Consider the following 18,307-nt stretch of genomic DNA (forward strand, 5'->3'; position numbering starts at 1 on the left):
TGCGGCTTAATGGCCAAGACGACGTTTGGCCCTTTGGCGCAGGGTCAAGTAGGCAATTGAGGCAAGCAGCAGGACCCCGATGAGGGTGGACAGCATGAGCGCCAATACACTTTGCGAGAGGTACCACTGCAGATGGCGCAATGGGCCCAAATGCCCGACGTAGTAATCCTGTTCGGCGACCAGCGATTCGACGTGCTTGCCCCTGACCACCACCAGGCTGCCTTGCAGCTCGTGGGCGTTTTCTTCGCTGCTGAGCAGGGCGTCGGTCACATCGGCCAGGCCGCTGGGCCTTGCACTGGCGATAAACACCACACTGCGCCCGCTCTTGAGCGGCGATTCGAATCCGGTCAGATAAGCACTGCCGTCCTCAGCGGAAAACCTGAAGCTGTTGCGCGCTTCACGCAGATTGGCTTTCGCATCCGGGCTGATCCAGTTACGCAGGCGCAAGGGCAGGTCAGACAATTCAAAATATTGCTCGGACTTTTCGCCCCTGGCCGGCAGAAGGTTTTGCCATTGCTCCAGCAGCGGTTGATTGTCGCCCGAGGCGAGCACCAGCAAGTCTCTGTCGCGTTGCTCGGCGAGCTGGTCGGCGTGGACCACCTTCACGCCGGTGGCCGGGTAGCCGGTGGAGTCGCCGAAGCGGCCTAGAAGGGTCAGGTAGGCACTCAGATCGGCAGCGCCCGGATCATTGGGCAGGATCACCGAAGTTTCAGAAAGGTCAGCCATGCGAGTGAACGGGAAACCACTGTCCTTGAACACCCCGAGGTTAGGCATCGCCATGAAGTGATCGTACTGGCTGAGGTCCAGGGTCGAATCCGGATCGATCACACCGCGCATGTTGTCGATGATGATGTCGCGGCATTCGCCCTGTTTGATGTAGTCATACATGAAACGAAATTGTAGGCGCGATTGCAGCGCTACCGAATTGAGCGGCAACAGCATGTGCGACGTGCGGGCCAGGCTGTCGTCGGTTTTGAGCATTGCCAGCAGGCTGTCGCTATTGCCGAGTTTCTCGATCGAAGGCAGCTCGATCGACTTGATAAAGGTGTCGTTGAAGTTGACCAGTAACGAGGAATTGGTGGAGACCGGTTGGGGTGTATAGCGGTATTTCAGGTCAAGTTGCGCGCCTGGCTCACGCCAGTTGAACAGGTCGGGTGGCAAGCGCAGTGCAACCGTCATTTGTCCAGGGTTGTAACCCGACGCATTGAGTTCAGCAGGCTTGGCCAGTTCACCCAGACGAACCGGACGATCGGAGGGCAGCCAGTTTGGCGCGTCGTACGGTTGGCGTGGCTTGAGCGAGTCGATCCGGTCGATCACCACGCTCTGCCCGGAAAAGGCTGAGCCGCCGAGGGCCAGTGCTGTCGCGGCGATCTTGAGGTCGGCGCCATCGTGCCCGGAAACGATCAACAGCTTGCCCTGTGCATCATTCGGGTTGCTCACGAGTGTCAATGTCGGCCCTGTGGCCTCTTTGATCTGCAAGCCACTCAAGGTTGTTGATTTGCTACCGCTGACAAACACCACGGCGTTGCCTTTGGCCGGCAGGCTCGTGAGGCTGGCAGGGAAGGTTGCGCCGCGGTAGCTGGCCAGGGCGCCAAACCAGGAAGACAGGATGCCGGCGGCCTCAAGCTCCGGACCGCCAGGGCTAGAATCGAACACGAAGGGCAGCTTCAAGGGCAACGCGTCCCGACGATCAAACAACGGCAGCGGCAGTGCGGACAGCTCGTTGGGTTGTTTAATCGAGGACACCCGGAGGCTCAACTGGCTCTCGTTGCCGATCCTGGCCCAAAGGCTGGAGTGCAAAGGGTCTTCGCATTGCATCGTGTAGTGACCGATGAACTGCAGGCTGAGCCGGTTGAATTCGGTGATCATCTGCGGCGGAATCTGCACGGTCCGGGTCTGCAACTTACCGGCCTCCTCCTTCGGGAGGGGCAGGCTGGCGGCCACTTGATCGTTGATCAGCACGTTGATCTGCGAAAGGTCGGCCAACAGCGCCGGGGAGTAGCTGTACTGCAGCGTGACGTCCGCTGACGTCACGACTTCATCGGCGCGCACATTGAAGTTCACACTGTCCGTTGCCTCCACACCCTTGAGGCTCATCGAGTAGCTTTTGCCCAGCTCCTTGAGGGTACGGGTGTAGCTGTTGGTCGGGGCGTCGGTCCCGGACAACGGCGCAACCGGCATCACCGCCGGGTCTGTGGCGCTGATTTGGGCGGCAGCACTCAAGGCATAGTCGTTCCAGCTCAGTAGAGAGCAGGCGATCAGCATGAGTGAGCGACGAGGAAGAAAGGTCCGGCGAGTGGAAGGCTTCAAGATCGTTGCGTGTCCGCGGTGGAGTCGATAGGTGATGGAGCGTCCGAGCGTTTGCGCAGCAGCGCCTGGCCGTCCTTTAGGGTTGCAACGAACAACTGGAGGATGGCGCGTAAGCCAATGCTGCTGACCTCCCGCAACGCCGCCAAAGGAGCGTCGAGGCGGCCGTTACCCCAGGTGTTGGCCCAGGTGTCGGCCCGTGAAAATGTCAGTCGCACCAGTTCACTTTGCTGGCGCAGGGACAAGGCATCGAATCGCACGCCCGCCATGCTGGCGTTGCTGAATACCGTTGTTGCGGGAAAGAGGCTTGAAGGGGGCGTGCGCAGAATGCAGAACCGCAGCTTCTCATGGGTGCTGAGCTGAACCTGCGGTGGCAGTTTCAAGCCCACGCCGTTCTGTGAGAAATCCAGGGTTGTGCACTCGAACGAGGTGCCGTCTTCGCGATAGATGCGCACGGGCAGATCAGCGGGCACCCTGGGTTCGGAGCGCACTTGAGAGGACTCACTGGCCACCGCCACGGTGGTGCTGACAATGATGATGTTGTACAAGGTCCAGGCCAGGTTGATCATCAGGGTCGTGGCCTCGGCCGAATCGCTCCCTATCAGTTTCACCAGGCCGGTCGCCAGGCCGATCATGTTCAAGGTCAGCAGGACGATGTAAGGCCGCGCGAGTTTCCAGTCGAAATAGTCCTTCTCGATGGTGCCGCCCTTGTCGGTCACGTTGAATTTACCCAGCGAAGGGCTGATCAGGGCGGACAGCACCGGCCGCATGATGTACCAGGCCAAAACCGACTCATACACCTCGTTCCAGAATGAATGACGAAAGCGGCCCTGGATGCTGGAGTTGGTCAGGCTGGAATGGAAAATATGCGGCAGCACATAGACCGTGACCATCAACGCCGAGGCATGGAAAATCTGCGCGTCGAAAATCAGGTAAGCCAAGGGAGCGGTCAAGAACACCAGGCGAGGCAGGCTGTAGAAAAAGTGCATCATGGCGTTGAGGTAGCAGATGCGCTGCCCCAGATTCAGTCCTTTGCCAAACAGCGGATTGTCGGTCCGAAAAATCTGCGCCATGCCCCGCGCCCAGCGTATGCGCTGGCTGATATGCCGGGAAAGGCTTTCGGTGGCGAGCCCTGCTGCCTGTGGAATGGCGAGGTAGGCGGTATTGAAACCACGGCGATTGAGCTTGAGCGCCGTGTGCGCATCCTCTGTCACGGTTTCGGTGGCGATACCGCCGACTTCCAGCAAGTGAGTACGCCGGATGACCGCGCAGGATCCACAGAAAAACGTCGCGTTCCAGAGGTCATTGCCGTCCTGCACCAGGCCGTAGAACAGCTCACCTTCATTGGGTACCGAGCGAAAGGTATCGAGGTTCTTTTCGAACGGATCGGGTGAATAGAAGAAGTGAGGCGTTTGCAGCAGCGCCAGGTTCGAGTCCTTGATAAACCAGCCCATGGTGATCTGCAGGAAGGAACGGGTGGGCACGTGGTCGGCGTCGAATATGGCGATAAACTCGCCATCAGTGACTTTGAGCGCCTCGTTGAGGTTGCCGGCCTTGGCATGCTGATTGTTGTCGCGGGTGATGTAGTTGACGCCGATTTGCTCGCAGAAAACCTTGAACTCCTCCCGACGTCCGTCGTCGAGCACGTGCACCTGCAGCTTGCCCTCGGGCCAGTCGATGGCCTGGGCAGCGAGCACCACCAGTTTCACGATGCTCAACGCTTCGTTATAGGTGGGAATGAAGACGTCTACCGTCGGCCATTGATCGGGCGCCTGTTGCAGAAACTGCGGTGTGCGGTGCAGCGGCCAGGCGGTCTGCACATAGCCGAACACAAGGACGAGCAAGGCATAAAGCTCCGCCAGCACCAGCCCGTAGCCAAATACCGCATCCTGCCAGTTGTCGAAGCCCAGGGTGTCGGTCAGGCGCCAGTACATGTAGCGAAACGAAGCGATCAGCGAGAGAGTGACCAGGGTCAGGATCGCCAGGCGACCGGCTTTCCTGCGGATGATCAGGCTGGTGGTGAAACAGGTTGCGGCAAACGCTGCCTGGGAATACAGATCCAGAGGCGCGCTGAGGATACCCAGCACAAATAACCCCGCAATCAGTCTGGCTGAGATCTTCAGGCCTTGACGGCAGCGCAGGGGCCATCGACTGAAGCGCGCCTGGAAAGTATCCAGTAGAACCTGCAACCACCACGTATTTGCGGGTAGCCGATTCAGCTGTACGGTCATGGCGTAACCTGCTGGCCGCAGGCATTCGGGAAAAGCAGGGCATGGACCGCGCGTGAGAGCGAAAGAATGTCCTGACAGCCAATGCTGTCGGGCGAGTACTGCAGTGGGTCTCGACCATAGGCCAGCGATTCGTTGAGCTGGTGATCGAGACGAACCGTACCGATCAGGTCAGTCCTGAGTCGTCGCTGAAACAGCACGTCCATGTCCCGGCTGAACGAACGCAAGTCATCCTGTTGGTTGAGCACATACCTGTGCCGTTGCGCATGTCGTCGGCTGGTTTCCAGCCACCGTGTCATGGTGTCCAGTGCCAGGTAGGAGGCCGCGTCAGCCACTGTCACCACCAGCACCAGATCGGCGGCATCGAGTGCCTGTTGCGAATAGACGGTCGCACCCGAAGGGGTATCCAGGATCACGGTGTCGTTTTCGCCAAGGTTCATCGACGCAAGGTGCTGATTCAACCAGTCAGGATCTTCAATCATCAGCTGCTTGAGCAATCGACGATCATTCACGTCGCCAGTGCCGAAGGGCAGGCACTCACTGTCGCCATAGCCCCGCAGAAAATGGGTACGCCAGTCTGCGTCCTGCTGTTTCAGCTGGATCAGCCCAGGAACCTGTTTGGTGATACCCAAGTGGCTGGACAGGGCGCTCTGAGGGTCCAGATCAATGGCGATGGTTCGCCCGCCAGGGCATCGAAGTGTTTTCGCAAGACCGGCTGCGACGGTGCTTTTACCCACCCCACCGTTCGCCGAAACGATAACGATGACCTTCGCCTTGGTCCGCTCGCGAGCAGCTTCTGGCAGGCCGTCTCTACGAACCTGGTTGAGTTCGCGCAACAGATCGCTCAATCGCTGACGGTCACCCGTTGCAGAACCCGCAGGTGATTCGGTCAGGGGGGCGGACTTCGGCGCAGGTAGCGTTATGAGGACACTCTTCGCAGGCTCGACCGGCGTGCCAATCAATAAGGGAGGTGTCGGCTCGTCAACCAGAAACACTGGGGTAATGGGCGTTAGGGGAGACAATGCCACTGCCTGTTCTTGCTCGGTCACTGGCACCGTAGGTGTAACCAGATCATCTTTAAAGATTTTATAGTTCGGTTGTATTTCCTGATAGATTCCCGCGCTGGCGCCAAAACGTGTAAAGAGTTTCGTAATATCGTCTACATATTTCATGCGTCGTACCAGAAATGAAATAACTCAGGAACTCAGCATTTCATTAACTTGATAAGTTGATGCGTCGTCTTGACGTTGGCAGAGTGCCACTAATCTCGGATGTCTGCGTTTGGGTGTCAATGATTGTTATAAAAGGTCAGCGGCGGTTGTTAACGTTCATCCGAATGTTATCAAGGCGTTATGTTATTCGGAAAAAATGTGAATGTTAGAATGCGTCGAATAACTACATCGTATGAGGTGTAATGTGATGATAGGAAATGGGTGTATTTAGCGGAAAAATGATTTCCGAAGCGAAGGAGCGTCAGTTTTGGAAGTCTTCGATGATTTGATTCTCGGCTATGTATTAAAGAAATTGACCGATGTGTTTGAAGACACAGTGGCCGTTTCAAAAAACACCTCTGCGGGGAAGACGACGGGCGTCGTGGATAACCGGCAACGTAAAACGGCAAAAAAAGTTCCCATCTGGCTCGCACGCCTGAAAATCAGCACGCCTTATCAAGTGACTCATGTGTTATTTGATCAGATGCACGCTGCGCGAAAGCTTGAGCGCAGTCTGCGCTTCGAGGCGCAAGCTGCCTTGCTGGAGGCGCTGGTGGAGGAAGCGCTGGCGATGGATGTGGCGAGTTATTCGGCGGCTGTTCTAGAGGGCCGTTTGAAGTGCTTATTGGATCGCTGAGCGTTATATTGACCGAGCGCGTTCTCAGTGTCGTAAACACCTGGAACACGCGAGGAGGTTCAGGCTCTGTCCGGCACTGCAGGACGTATTCGAGGAGGTAGATTGGAGTCAAAACTGTACATCGCTCAATACGCCGGCATCACCGTCATGCTCCCGGCAGCCCTGGTCGTCGCCGGTTGGCTGTGGTGCACAGCATCAAAAAAGGTCGCCTTTTTATGGCTAGGTGTATTGCTCGCCGCCTATTTCGTCGTTGGCCTGAGCAAAGTGTTGTTCAAGGGCTGGGGAATCGGCCTGGAAAGCCTGGACATTGCCGTTATCAGCGGCCACGCGATGAACGCCTGCCTGGTATCGACCGTGGTGCTGAGTTTACTGTTTCGACAGATAGACCACCGCCTTCGATGGCTCGCGCTGGGCGCGGGGCTGCTGTCGACCTGGTGGTTCAGCGTCCATTATATCGGAGTCGCTATCCATCCTTTGTCAGAAGCCATTGCCGGAGCGCTTGTGGGGTCAGCGGCGGCCTGCGTATTTCTTTACAGGCTGGAGAAAAAGAACATCAGCAAAATTCCCCTGCCGGCCGTGGTGCTGGGGTTTGCGGTTATTGTATTGAGTGCGAGCATTCCGAAATATACCGCGGAGGGGTTTTTGAACGCTCTCGCGGTGTCTCTTTCGGGGGCAGAGAAGGCTGTTAAGCAGCCCTATTGGCGTGGGGCTCCGGTTTCGTCACAGCTGTAGCGCGGTATGAATGACCGACAGCGTCATTAAGTCTGGCGCGATTTGCGGCTGAGCGATCCATTCAAGAACAAGACACCTGGCGTCAGTCGGCAAGGACGTTTTGTGTCCCCAACTTGGCTTGTCGAGCAAGCGGTACTACCGCAGACCTTGAAATCGCGGATACCAGCAGGTGATTGCGGGAAGAGAGAAACCGATCCAGCGAGCGTACGCTATCCGTGAACAGTCCTGGGCGGTTAGCAGGATCAATTGGGCGCGACGGCCATTGCGCCGTCTGATGATGACTTAGGTGCATTCGGCGGTTTAGTTCGATCTGTTCTTCTGGACTGAGGACCGTTTTTTTGGGCGTTGCCCCGTGCTTCGAGTGCTGAATGACAGAGAAAGTGTAGCCAAGACCGCAAAAAGGTTGTTTCAAGAACGGCACTCTAGTTCCCTGAGATATAATGTACGCACTAAGCTTTTCTCTATACTTGTTCGCCACTGAGGTAGGCAGTAAGTCGTGGTATTATAACTGTTATTTTTAGTCATGATGTATTGTTGGAGGGGGTGGGTCGGTTGTGATAATACCGCCTCTAAAAGGTGGTCAAAACAAGTGCATTAACTCGGTAAATAGACTATTTTGCACGAAGCTAGAAAAGCTAGCCCCTAAACAATTAAGTGTTGTTTGGGTTTTAAACTGCCGAGCAGTTCTCGCCCAGAACAACCAAATTTAAGTATGATGATAGAATGATGAATATTACAATATGCACTCTATTGCTCTACGCAGCCTCAATCTGGATGCTTGAGAGAGTATTGAGAAATTCCAGTATGCTCACAAATCAAGTGCTGGAAAGGTCATCGCCAATCGATGCCATGCGCGGACTACTCGCGACATCAGTTGTTTGTCATCACTTCATTGCGACCTACTACTGGAAAATCAATGGGTTTTGGGGGCGTCCAGAAAGTGATGTCCTGAACAATATGGGGGCAGTTCCTGTATCACTATTTTTTATGATAACGGGTTTTCTGTTCTTTGGTAAAGCTTACAAAAAAAATCCAAACTGGCAGGGTTTATTAAAATCAAGAATACGAAGAATTATGCCGCTGTACATATTTGTCATCCTTTCAGTATTTTTGATTACTTTGTTCAAGACGAATTTCACATTCGTTGAATCAAGCCAGTTAGCCAAAGAGATTTTCAAATGGTTGATTTTTATCGGTTCATCATTCAATGGCTTCTCTGAAAGCATTCGCATGACAGCAGGGGCCCATTGGACACTAGGTTACGAGTGGATTTTTTACTTACTACTACCTTTGATAGCATCTGTCACCAACCAAAGACTGTATGGTCGATATACCCTTATGTCACTGGCAATTGTAGCGATTGCACTCGCTGGTACATACGTTGGAATAATAAAGCTAAAGCTGTTTTTGCTGTTCTTTATAGGGTTCTTGCCAGTACTTATAAAGGTGCACTACCCTCTAGCGCTGACCAGAATTAATAGCAGGTTCCTTTCTGTTGTTGCGATCTTCTTCGTAATAGTCGCAATGACGATCAATGAAGAGTATTCAATAATCCAGATGATCACGCTTGGGGTGTCGTTTGCGATAATTTGCCTCGGTAACGATCTGTTTGGATTACTTAAGAGTCGCGGCCTTAAAGCTCTAGGGGAGGTAAGCTACAGCGTATACTTAACGCACGGGCTATTTCTGTATCTGATATTTTCCACGACTAATCTGTTTGATTTCGACAAAGCCAATCAATGGGCATATATAGCTTTGCTACCAGTCGTGTTAATCGCAGTATCCGCAATTTCCACAGCCACCTTCCTGTTAATTGAGAAGCCATTCATTCTTACAGGTAGCAAAGAAACTAAGCCTGTTGCATTGAGAAAGCTACATCCCAATAATGCTGAATAACGTACACGGTGTAACCTTGAGAAATTTGCTAACTGCTTAATGCGCCTACTTATCGCTAGGTGTTCGGTCCCGGAATGAGATGGTGCGGATTAATTGTGAAGCAGCCTGGATTTTGAGTCCAGGCCTCACAGATCACCTTGAAAGGGGGACGCCATCGCAAAGCCTTTAGATGCCTAGCGAAGTTGTAGGCCATCACGAAAGCCAATACGTGGGCCTTCAGAGTATCAAAATCGGGGTAATGAAACGCCTTGACCGTCGCCTCTTTTATCGTTCGATTCATTCGTTCGACTTGGCCGTTGGTCCAAGGATGGTAAGGTTTGGTTAGACGGTGTTTGATGTTGTGCTCGTAGCAAACACGATCAAAGATGTGTCCCCCGAAGCGGTTGGTGGCGCCGCTTCGATACCTTGGCTGCTCGGTAAACGCTGCGCCGTTGTCAGTCAGGACGGTATGGATCCGGTACAGAAATGCTTCAATAGCCTGACGCAAAAACGTTGCGCCGTTGCGTTTCGTTGCGGCATCGAAAAGCGCGACATAGGTGAAGTTGGTCACCCGGTCGATGGCAACGAACATGTGTTGTTTACCACTCTCCAGCGACAGCTCAGAGCTGTCGATGTGCAGATAACCCATCTCAGTCGGTGCGAACTTGTTGCGTTTGGTCACGTTGGTGTTCTTGGGGATCTGGCTGATCCCGTGACGCACTAGGCAACGATGCAAGGCGCTGCGGCTAACTGGGGAAGGCACTCATGAAGATGCCCCAACATGTCGTCCGCAGCATTGTCCGTCGACGGAACTCAACCACCATTTCCTCTTCAGACGGTGTCAGTTTTGCGCTACACGGCAGGGCTGGCCCCATACGCGAGTCCTTGGTTGTTGACCGCGGGCGCCATTTGGATACGTTTTTTACGTTCAGTCTGTAACGGGCTGCAAGCTTGCGATTAGACTCTTGCGACGCTTGGAGCTCGGCTCGAATTCGCGGCGTTGTTCGGGCTGAACCATGAAGACGCCCTTCCATAATGCACCCTCTTGCTCGATTGTTAAGGATGCACCATGACTCTCCGAGACTGAACACCTAACCACTTTTGCCGCTTACTCCGCGGGCGCTGGAGGTTTTTAATGACCTGATTGGGATAGGTAAAATATAGTCGCCTGAGAAAAGATAAAACTATACCCGGAAAGAAAACCACTGTTGGGTAGTTTTGGATTAAATTCTCTAGTGGTGAAATTTCGAGTTTGCTCTATTGTGGGCAGCCCATCAAAATACCCCGGAAAGTCGAGAGCAATTTGACGAGATTGTCAATTGCTGGATTGTCCATCACTTCAAATACAAAAAATTTTTTAAAAGCCAATGATTTTTATATTTTCTCCGGACAGGCTGACTAAGGAAGCAGCAAAATTTTGTGCTACATCAAAAGAACTTCTAACTATAGCTAGAAAGGCCGAGAAGAGGGCAGGTTTGAATGGGGTTTATTTAAAACCCCACCTTCTAAGAAGTGGGGTTTATGGATCGCTTATGATGCAGCGCAGGCCCGCCAGGCACTGAAAAAGCAGCAGGCTGTTGAGCAGGCCCTGACTGACTCGACACCAAATTTAGTACGGAGAAAGCGCTTGATCTCGCTGATAATGAAAAGCATCGGGTGATGTTGTTGCTGATGCTCGCCAGATGCATATCGCGAGAAGTATTTGTGGTGCCGGTAGTGGGAGCGAGCGTGCCCGGCTCCACCAGCATGGGCAATACAGCCGCCATCGAACTCACTGGCGAAACGGGAAAAACTATTTTCGATATCCGTCTGGGACCATAAGTGATCGTGCTACCTTGAGGGTGCATACAGGCGTATGTACTGGCCTGCCTCCAAAATGATTGATTGGCGCCCGCGATGGCGTAGCGCCTTTTGACTCGCCTCCCCAGAACATTCGATAGATACGTTTAGCATACAGCGTATTTCTGATCTCATGTTTAGAGGTTGATTGTGTGAATTACTTCAGTATGTTTTTGATTTGCTCAAGGTATTTAAATCCAAATTTTTTGGTGGGCTCAATATAAGAACCTTCACCGAATTCATTCCAGCAGCAGATGACAACGGTATTCAAGGTTTTTTCAGGTTTTTTGGAAATTAATTGTTTTGCCTGCTTTAAGTGTTCGGCAAATTGCTCGGGGGTACTGCTTGATTTATCGTGTAGAGGGTCCGAACTCCCTCCCCAAGGCGTTTTATCCCATCCAGATGTAAGTGGTAAAATATACGGAAGCCTGCTGTTTTCTAAGATAAAATTCCAGTTCTGAGCATATCCATCGGAAAGCTCTTGATAGCTTGTCGAGAGCTTCCTTTCTGCTAGGTTTGGAGATGCCGAATTTTGGTAGTTATATGCGCTCAAGGCATCATATGTTTGATCTGGTAATTCTTGAGTTATTGAAGTCTTGTCTGCGCCTGCTGAGCCAACAAAATAGATACCCTTCAAGCCTGCTTTTTGTGCTGCTAATCTGGCTCTGTTTAAAAGCTCTTTGGGGGTCGCACCAAACTTTTGTGAATCCTTGGCAAACATTTCAGCGGAAAAAATAAAAACCACTGGTTTTCCATCTATAGTTTTGTAGTTTTTATTTTTGAAATAGTGGTCAATCCAATAACCTACGATCTCGTCGTACTGCTCATAGCTTTCGGGCGTTTCTGTATGGTTTGCCCAAAGTAGGGAGAATTCTACGGTTGACTGTTGTGAGCTGCGGATAAAAGAATCTATCGCATATGTCCTGTTCTTTACTCCAGTTCCTTTATCCCAATACCAGTCGTATGCAATGAAATTAATTCCATATTTTTCCATCCACATAATTTGCGTTTTCGTGATGTTGTCAGAGCCCTCTTTGTACCATCCTAGAAGGGGTTCTCTTTCAGGGTGAGATTTTATTTTTTCCCATCCATCAATATTTGGTCTATTCCAGCCTGGGTAGTAAAAAACGCCAACATCAGCCGCTGTAGCTGGCCCCGCTAGTAAAGTAGACGCCCACAGAGACGCAATTAGTAGAGATTTCAAATTTATATCCCCTAAGTAACTCGAAGAGTTGTAATAATTAGCTAAGGCTGTGCGCGTGTCCATGAGCCTGAACTTGAATCAATTGGTAATTGATTCAATTGTTTTTCTTCTGACTTATCCAGCTGAGCTGTTTTGGCTATCAGGCTAAGCCGGGAAGAAATGTGATCCGCTTTAAATATATAGTAAGTAATACATAGCATAAATATCGTGTTGTGTAATGTGTCTACGAATCCGGTAGATATGATGAAAATCATATATCCAATTATTGTTCCTAAATACATGCGCCTTGATGCTATATTTGAAATATGTTGTGCTGTTTTTCTATATATGACTGTAAAGAATAAAGCATAGCTTATGATTCCAAGAGATCCTTGATCGATGAGTAATCTAAATATGATGCTCTCAGAGTTGTAAAGGTCTGGCTCTTTGCCTGATGAGATAATGTTTCTTGTTGCATCTAATCCGAGGCCCCATATTGGGGATGTGAAGAAGTATTTGGTTGCTACAGCCAGTTGTCCGCCGCGCATCGCCAAATCAGAACCCTTCATGTCTTCGCCAACTTCAGGGTTGAAAATATTAACGACGGAATATACCTTGTCTCTGACTACTTCAGATGCCGAAAAAGCAATCACGAAAACCAAGGTTATTCCTATAACGCTTTTGAAGGCTTTAACGAAACCTTGCATTGTTGCAAATATAGCAACGGGTACTATAAATAATATTAGTGGGCTTCTGGAGTTTGTGAATAGTATTCCAGATACAATGATGGCTGTTGTAGTGGTGATTTTGATATAGTCTAATAATGCCATTTTTTTATTATTTAGTTTTACAGTGTAGTACGTGAGTAATGTGATCGCTAGTAGCGCACCATAAGTGATTGGGTGTGATATTGTACCTTGTGCTCGAGCTCCACGAAGTGTTTCCTCATAAGTTTGAGCTAGAATTCTGTTGGTGTGATTCGTTGATTGAATTAGGTCAATATATGGATTGTGCCCTATTAAGTAGCACAGTGTTCCGTAAAGCGCTAGCATGCAGTAAAAAACAATATACTTTTTAATTAGGCTGTTTAGTTTGTGCGGGGGAAGTTGGCTGAGATAGTGACAAAAAATTGTTGTGGGCATTATAACCTCTATGAAAAGGGCTGTAAGTGTTAGAATGCCGGCGTTGTTGGATGTTATGTTTAGCATTACTGAAATTATGGATGAGGCCAACAAAGCCATGAAGGCTCTGCTGAAAGGCTTCTTATATACTTTTCTTTTTCTGTGGCACATGACTCGTATAAAATAGGAAAGTATGAGTGCCAGGCAATAAAATTTGTATATGCTAATTGCAGGTATTGAGGGGGTATCAAGCAATAGGAGTGCCTTAGGGGTTAAGGTGGTCCAAATTGGTATTAATAGTACTGATGTGCGAAAGAAATATAATATCAGTGCAAGGCCCATAAAGGCTAACAAATATAACATTTAACTGCGAAGCTCTTGAGGGTTTATGAAGTTGGCTGCGAGTTTGCGTCGAAGGATAGTTTATATGTTTGTAGGTTTTTATGGTTAAAAATGCTGGGTTCTAGGGTTCTTACCATTTTACTGATGGCAATAGCGATGGCGAGCAAATATCTCTAACCTAGCTGATCAGGAATGGTAGGGCAAAGTCGTTATTCCTATAGGGCTGGTTATGGTAATAGGGCTTAGGAACCATGATCTCAGTAGAAAATATAGAAATATTTTTGATGGTTCAAGTGGATATTTATAACGCCAAAATAACGCAAGGGATGCGTTGTCAGGTGGCGTCGGGGTATTTCAGTCACTTGGAGGCTTGTTAGTGAGCTATAAGGTCTTGATTTTCGCTAATAATTAGCTTGGTTGATTGTTATTTTTTGTCGAGTTTAAATTGTCGCTGGTGATTAGGGCGATGCATATCGTTTGCCTCAAAGGCAGTCGGTGCGCTGGTTCCGATCATGGGACGGGGCCTTAGGGGCAAGGGGGAGCGGGAGGCATATCGTAATAAGTGTCAGGCATGAAAGTAGTGTGAGCAGGAGTATTTTTAACTGCATGGTTGTGCGTTGGATAAATTGAGTGTGAAGCGCACTTCCAGTGCGGAAGGCATTGTTAGGTTTCGCTTCAGGCTTATTCCGTTTGCATCGTAGATCATCATTGCAGCCCCAATGCCTGTGCTAATGGGCTTGCGCTACGTTAGGTGAGGCGCCAAGTTCGTGGGTGTGTATGTTCAATCATTTTAATTATTTGCAACTTTGTAAATTTTTCTCCATGATTTTACATTGATATAAAATGGCATTTTCCAGGTTGGTACCGATCTGTCGTAACGTTGTTATAAAGTGTCGGTTGATTCCAGTGGGCGGGGGCGTCGGACCGCTTCATGCTGCATATTTGGGCCAGCCCTTTTGCCTGGAGTTGCGTGATTCGTCAAAGGCAAACTCATTCGGCCAGGCAGCAGAGAGATATCTTGAGGTTCTAATATGGCAGTGAGAAGAAGTCAAATGATGAGCGTAACGACTGGCAAATATGAATTGATCCAGGTGCTGCGCTTCATTGCCGCATTGGGTGTTGTTATTTGCCACTCCGCTTTCTACTCCAAGGAGCGCCTCGACCCTGATACCCTCAGCTACAACCTGGGCGCCAATGGCGTGCCACTTTTTTTTGTAATCAGTGGCTTCGTAATGATGGTCGCTGCGCAAAAGCTGCAGGGAGTTGAGGGAGCGTGGAAGCTTTTCTCGATCCGACGGATTGTTCGCATCGCCCCTCTCTATTGGTTCGCCACCACCATTAAGCTGGTGACCCTGCTGGGCGCAGCCGGGCTGGTTTTACATGCTCAGGTGGATTGGGCCTACATTGTCAAATCCTACTTCTTCGTCCCGGCTGTTAACGTCGATGGCGAAATCCGTCCGCTCCTCGCTGTGGGCTGGACCTTGCTGTTCGAGATGCTTTTCTACGCAATCTTCACCTTATCCTTGTTGGTCCGGATCGATGCCATCAAGTTCACAGCTCCTTTGCTGGTCGGCTTGGCGATTGCCTCCATTTTCAAAACCGATGCATGGCATACCGCGCTGGCATTTTATGCTGATCCCATCGTGCTGAATTTCCTCTGGGGAATGATCACTGCCCGGTTGCTGCAGCGGGGTATGCTGATGGGCAGGAACAGCGCTATCGCTGTTGTCATGATATCGCTGTGTTATCTCTTCTTTCCGCGGTTTCCCGAGTACGGAAACAGCATCACCTACGGTATCGCGTCCTTTCTGGCCGTGTATGGCTGTGCCAGTCTAGAAAAGACGCTGCGTCTTTCTGTTTCCCGTTGGTTAGTGTTCCTTGGAGCAGCGTCCTACTCAATTTACCTGTTCCATCCTTTGACCGCTCCCGTATCGCCTGTGTTATTCAAACGCGTTGGGCTGATCTATCCTTTACTTTCAGTGCTTGGCAGCATTGCGATTGCAATCGGAGTGGGTGCATTCATGTACAGGTTCGTGGAGAGTCCACTAACGGAAAGGCTGAATCGCTACGTCAAGCAATACTTCAACGGTTCGGCGGGTATGAAAAAACAGGTCAAGGGGTTTGAATGAATGACTTTGCAAGATGCTTGCGTGGCCTCATTGGCTGTACGCTATTTGTCTGCGCCTCGCTTCAGGCCGCTACACCACCGTCCCAGCTGGACCCCGTATTGGACTGTGGCCCCGATGACGGGCAGGCCTATCGGATATTGTTCATAGGCGACAGTATCACCTTGCACGGCTTCAACGATTGGACCATTCAGCATCTGGGCTGGTCTCATTTGAGCGGTATGGCCGCCTCTTCCCGGCAAAGTGACTACGCGAGTCTTTTGAGTCGAAAAATCAGTCTTGCCCGGGGCCAGCCGACGGTCACGTGCTATCACACTGCCGGGGGCAGCGGGGCGGTCGCGCAGCGGCTCCAGGCTCTTGATACAGTAGCCTCCACCGAGCCGAACCTCGTGGTCATTCAACTGGGTGAACACGAGGACCCAGCCCAAGGTGCTCAGCGCCTGCATGAGGATTACAAGAAACTGATCGAAGCAGTCAGGGCCATGCCCAGTCAGCCAAGTGTCATTGCCGTAGGGCCTTGGTCATTAACCCTTCAGGATAGTGCCGGCCACTACAACGGCTGGACCGGAGCCGTAGACCGGGCGATGGCGGCGGTGGCCGCAGAAGAGCGGGTGCCTTACGCCTCGGTTGCCGATATCGCGGCTATTCCAGCGGCCCATGGCGCTGGTACTTCGGAGGGTGTGCGCTGGCACCCCAATGATTATGGTCAGAGCCTGTATGCTGAACGGCTGTTTGCGCTATATAAACACGTGAATCCTTAGTAGAAGGCTACGAACTCCTGCAGCCCTGTAACTGCATGCCCGGGATGCCACGGTAAACATAAAGCCCACTACTTAGAAGGTGGAATTTATGGATCGCAAACGTTTTTTTCGGCAATTCGAAAGCTCATGGCGCGGTTCTCTCTGTAAGGCCACCTTGTGTGAAAACAATTGTAGGGCATCTTTCTTTATACATAATTAACGACTCGAAGGAAGGAGTCGATAGTTATTTTATTTCGTTTGCAGTGTATTAGTTCCTATACGGAGGAAACCGGTGCTTAATAGTGCTCGCAACTATTCCGTTTTTCAATTTCCTTCAGTAGTTCCGCAGTTTTCGAATGCATCAGTGCAACATCACCACGGCTTTCAACATTTAACAGGATGACCGGCTCAGTTATTGAGAGGCTTATCTTGACGCGCCACTCGGTGAACGTCAGGTTCAGACCGTTGCTCTCGTCCACGTCTAACGCTTCATTGATGTACAGATCCTTGAGGTGCGCCAGGATGGAAAAAGGATGGATGACCGCGCGTCGAATTTCCCCGGAAGAAGGAAATAGTCCAATGCGTTCCACCAACAACCTCGGTTGTGGGGATTCTGGCGAGGGAGGGCGCTCGGATGTCTCTAACCAGGCCATCAAGCCGCTATTTCCCTTGCTGAACGCCTGTCCCAAAACGATATTGCCGTGTATGAGCCTCTCGGAATAATGACCGCTTGTACGGAAAGCGCCGTCCTCATCCAGTGCAAAAGGGCCCAGTGAGTCATGGGTCTCATCGATCGATGATTTGGAAGTGTTCATAGTGGTATGCCATCGCAGAATAGAGCTCACGGCCGCTTCGAGAAGCGGCGCCCAAGAGCGGTGATAGTCAATCTACAGGCCGTTCTGATACAAGTGCTCAAAGCAGAAATTGGTTGCGTCGACATAACCTTCCGCGTCGCCGCAGTCAAAACGATGACCTTTGAATTTGTAAGCCAACACTAAGCCACTTTGTGCCTGTTTCATCAACGCATCGGTGATCTGGATTTCACCACCTTTGCCGGGCGCCGTGTCGGCAATCAAGTCAAAGATATCGGGCGTCAGAATATAACGGCCAATAATGGCCAAATTGGACGGCGCGTCTTCCGGCTTTGGCTTTTCAACCATGCTGCTGACCCGATAAATGCCATCGTGAATCTGCTCGCCGGCAATGACCCCGTATTTGTGCGTCTGATCATGGGGTACTTCCTGGATCGCCACGATCGAACAACGGAACTGCTTATAGAGAGCGATCATCTGAGCCAGCACGCCATCGCCTTCAAGGTTCAAACACAGGTCGTCAGCCAGTACCACCGCAAACGGCTCATCACCAATCAACGGCTGACCGGAGAGGATGGCATGCCCAAGCCCCTTCATCTCCACCTGACGGGTGTAAGAGAAGGTGCAAGCCTCCATCAACTCGCGGGTGCCCGTCAGAAACTTCTCCTTTTCGCTACCGCGAATCTGATGTTCCAGTTCGTAACTGATATCGAAGTGATCCTCTAATGCCCGTTTGCCACGACCGGTCACAATAGCCATATGCTGAAGACCCGCGTCCCGTGCTTCCTCTACGGCGTACTGGATCAGAGGTTTATTCACAACAGGCAGCATTTCCTTGGGCATGGCCTTTGTGGCAGGCAGAAAGCGAGTGCCATAGCCAGCAGCAGGGAACAGGCATTTACGGATCATGGGACGTCCTTTGAAAACACGATATAGAGTTGTTAATAATCGCAAAAAAATGAAGGCGCTCTAATGCTGTTGCATTGCGTAGCGCTGCTTACTTCGAATTTTATATCTGATTCTGAATGCGTGTAACAGATACCATAATCTATGCTGTGCAGCATGCGGAAAGCCACAAATGCTATTTTACGTCTGAATATTTATAAAATGTTATTTTATGTCTGACTTTATGGGTAGATTGAATTTGCAGAGTG

Annotated in this window: 12 protein-coding genes and 2 pseudogenes; 6 read left to right on the plus strand and 8 right to left on the minus strand. The window is 50.9% G+C overall.

All coding sequences use genetic code 11. From position 1 onward, the window contains the following. Positions 1-6: 6 nt before the first annotated feature. Genes bcsB through bcsQ form a run of 3 tightly spaced genes read right to left on the minus strand, consistent with a single transcriptional unit; the run spans position 7 to position 5,383 of the window. Positions 7-2,310, minus strand: coding sequence for a cellulose biosynthesis cyclic di-GMP-binding regulatory protein BcsB (gene bcsB / locus AC1RPZ_RS12545; RefSeq protein ID WP_493137329.1), 2,304 nt, complete (start codon positions 2,308-2,310; stop codon positions 7-9). Next, entirely contained in the window at positions 2,307-4,538 is a 2,232-nt protein-coding gene (gene bcsA, locus AC1RPZ_RS12550) for a UDP-forming cellulose synthase catalytic subunit (protein WP_493137330.1), read from the minus strand. Before bcsA ends, bcsB begins: the two co-directional genes overlap by 4 nt. Next, positions 4,535-5,383 (minus strand): cellulose biosynthesis protein BcsQ, encoded by an 849-nt coding sequence (gene bcsQ, locus AC1RPZ_RS12555; RefSeq protein ID WP_493137331.1) that lies wholly within the window; start codon positions 5,381-5,383, stop codon positions 4,535-4,537. Before bcsQ ends, bcsA begins: the two co-directional genes overlap by 4 nt. Positions 5,384-6,014: 631 nt before the next feature. Between bcsQ and AC1RPZ_RS12560 the strand changes: the two genes are divergently transcribed. From AC1RPZ_RS12560 to AC1RPZ_RS12570, 3 genes are all read left to right on the plus strand, one after another. Then, on the plus strand, positions 6,015-6,383 hold the full coding sequence (locus tag AC1RPZ_RS12560) for a hypothetical protein (protein ID WP_493137332.1): 369 nt from the start codon (positions 6,015-6,017) through the stop codon (positions 6,381-6,383). Between the two features lie 102 nt (positions 6,384-6,485). Beyond that, the gene (locus AC1RPZ_RS12565; RefSeq protein ID WP_493137333.1) at positions 6,486-7,115 is read left to right on the plus strand and encodes a hypothetical protein; all 630 of its coding nucleotides are present in this window, start codon (positions 6,486-6,488) and stop codon (positions 7,113-7,115) included. 804 nt (positions 7,116-7,919) lie between these two features. Then, positions 7,920-9,011, plus strand: coding sequence for an acyltransferase family protein (locus tag AC1RPZ_RS12570; protein WP_493137334.1), 1,092 nt, complete (start codon positions 7,920-7,922; stop codon positions 9,009-9,011). Between the two features lie 55 nt (positions 9,012-9,066). On the opposite strand, the pseudogene AC1RPZ_RS12575 reads toward AC1RPZ_RS12570, so the two are convergent. Then, positions 9,067-10,024: pseudogene (locus AC1RPZ_RS12575) on the minus strand (IS481 family transposase). Positions 10,025-10,731: 707 nt separating this feature from the next. Here AC1RPZ_RS12575 and AC1RPZ_RS12580 point away from each other — a divergent pair. Beyond that, positions 10,732-10,815, plus strand: a pseudogene (locus tag AC1RPZ_RS12580) (hypothetical protein); the annotation flags it as partial. Between the two features lie 171 nt (positions 10,816-10,986). On the opposite strand, the gene AC1RPZ_RS12585 reads toward AC1RPZ_RS12580, so the two are convergent. Together AC1RPZ_RS12585 and AC1RPZ_RS12590 are read right to left on the minus strand one after the other, a co-directional pair. Further along, on the minus strand, positions 10,987-12,033 hold the full coding sequence (locus tag AC1RPZ_RS12585; protein WP_493137335.1) for a glycoside hydrolase family 99-like domain-containing protein: 1,047 nt from the start codon (positions 12,031-12,033) through the stop codon (positions 10,987-10,989). 41 nt (positions 12,034-12,074) lie between these two features. Then, on the minus strand, positions 12,075-13,154 hold the full coding sequence (locus AC1RPZ_RS12590) for an O-antigen ligase family protein (protein ID WP_493137336.1): 1,080 nt from the start codon (positions 13,152-13,154) through the stop codon (positions 12,075-12,077). Between the two features lie 1,376 nt (positions 13,155-14,530). Between AC1RPZ_RS12590 and AC1RPZ_RS12595 the strand changes: the two genes are divergently transcribed. Beyond that, positions 14,531-15,604 carry an acyltransferase family protein gene (locus AC1RPZ_RS12595; protein ID WP_493137337.1) on the plus strand — a complete coding sequence of 358 codons (1,074 nt, stop codon included), beginning with the start codon at positions 14,531-14,533 and terminating at the stop codon, positions 15,602-15,604. Beyond that, positions 15,601-16,362 (plus strand): SGNH/GDSL hydrolase family protein, encoded by a 762-nt coding sequence (locus AC1RPZ_RS12600; protein WP_493137339.1) that lies wholly within the window; start codon positions 15,601-15,603, stop codon positions 16,360-16,362. Before AC1RPZ_RS12595 ends, AC1RPZ_RS12600 begins: the two co-directional genes overlap by 4 nt. Before the next feature lie 275 nt (positions 16,363-16,637). On the opposite strand, the gene AC1RPZ_RS12605 is transcribed toward AC1RPZ_RS12600, so the two are convergent. Together AC1RPZ_RS12605 and galU are read right to left on the minus strand one after the other, a co-directional pair. After that, positions 16,638-17,156 carry a hypothetical protein gene (locus AC1RPZ_RS12605; RefSeq protein WP_493137340.1) on the minus strand — a complete coding sequence of 173 codons (519 nt, stop codon included), beginning with the start codon at positions 17,154-17,156 and terminating at the stop codon, positions 16,638-16,640. A gap of 72 nt (positions 17,157-17,228) precedes the next feature. After that, positions 17,229-18,062, minus strand: coding sequence for a UTP--glucose-1-phosphate uridylyltransferase GalU (gene galU, locus AC1RPZ_RS12610; protein WP_493137341.1), 834 nt, complete (start codon positions 18,060-18,062; stop codon positions 17,229-17,231). Positions 18,063-18,307: the final 245 nt, after the last annotated feature.

It is taken from the genome of Pseudomonas sp. GW822-FHT02D10 (assembly GCF_058802345.1).

Coding starts and splice junctions, on each gene's coding strand:
- bcsA (WP_493137330.1), bottom strand. CDS start 4,538: ATGACCGTACAGCTGAATCGGCTACCCGCAAATACGTGGTGGTTGCAG.
- AC1RPZ_RS12570 (WP_493137334.1), top strand. CDS start 7,920: ATGCTCACAAATCAAGTGCTGGAAAGGTCATCGCCAATCGATGCCATG.
- AC1RPZ_RS12590 (WP_493137336.1), bottom strand. CDS start 13,154: ATGCCCACAACAATTTTTTGTCACTATCTCAGCCAACTTCCCCCGCAC.
- AC1RPZ_RS12595 (WP_493137337.1), top strand. CDS start 14,531: ATGAGCGTAACGACTGGCAAATATGAATTGATCCAGGTGCTGCGCTTC.
- AC1RPZ_RS12600 (WP_493137339.1), top strand. CDS start 15,601: ATGAATGACTTTGCAAGATGCTTGCGTGGCCTCATTGGCTGTACGCTA.
- AC1RPZ_RS12605 (WP_493137340.1), bottom strand. CDS start 17,156: ATGAACACTTCCAAATCATCGATCGATGAGACCCATGACTCACTGGGC.
- galU (WP_493137341.1), bottom strand. CDS start 18,062: ATGATCCGTAAATGCCTGTTCCCTGCTGCTGGCTATGGCACTCGCTTT.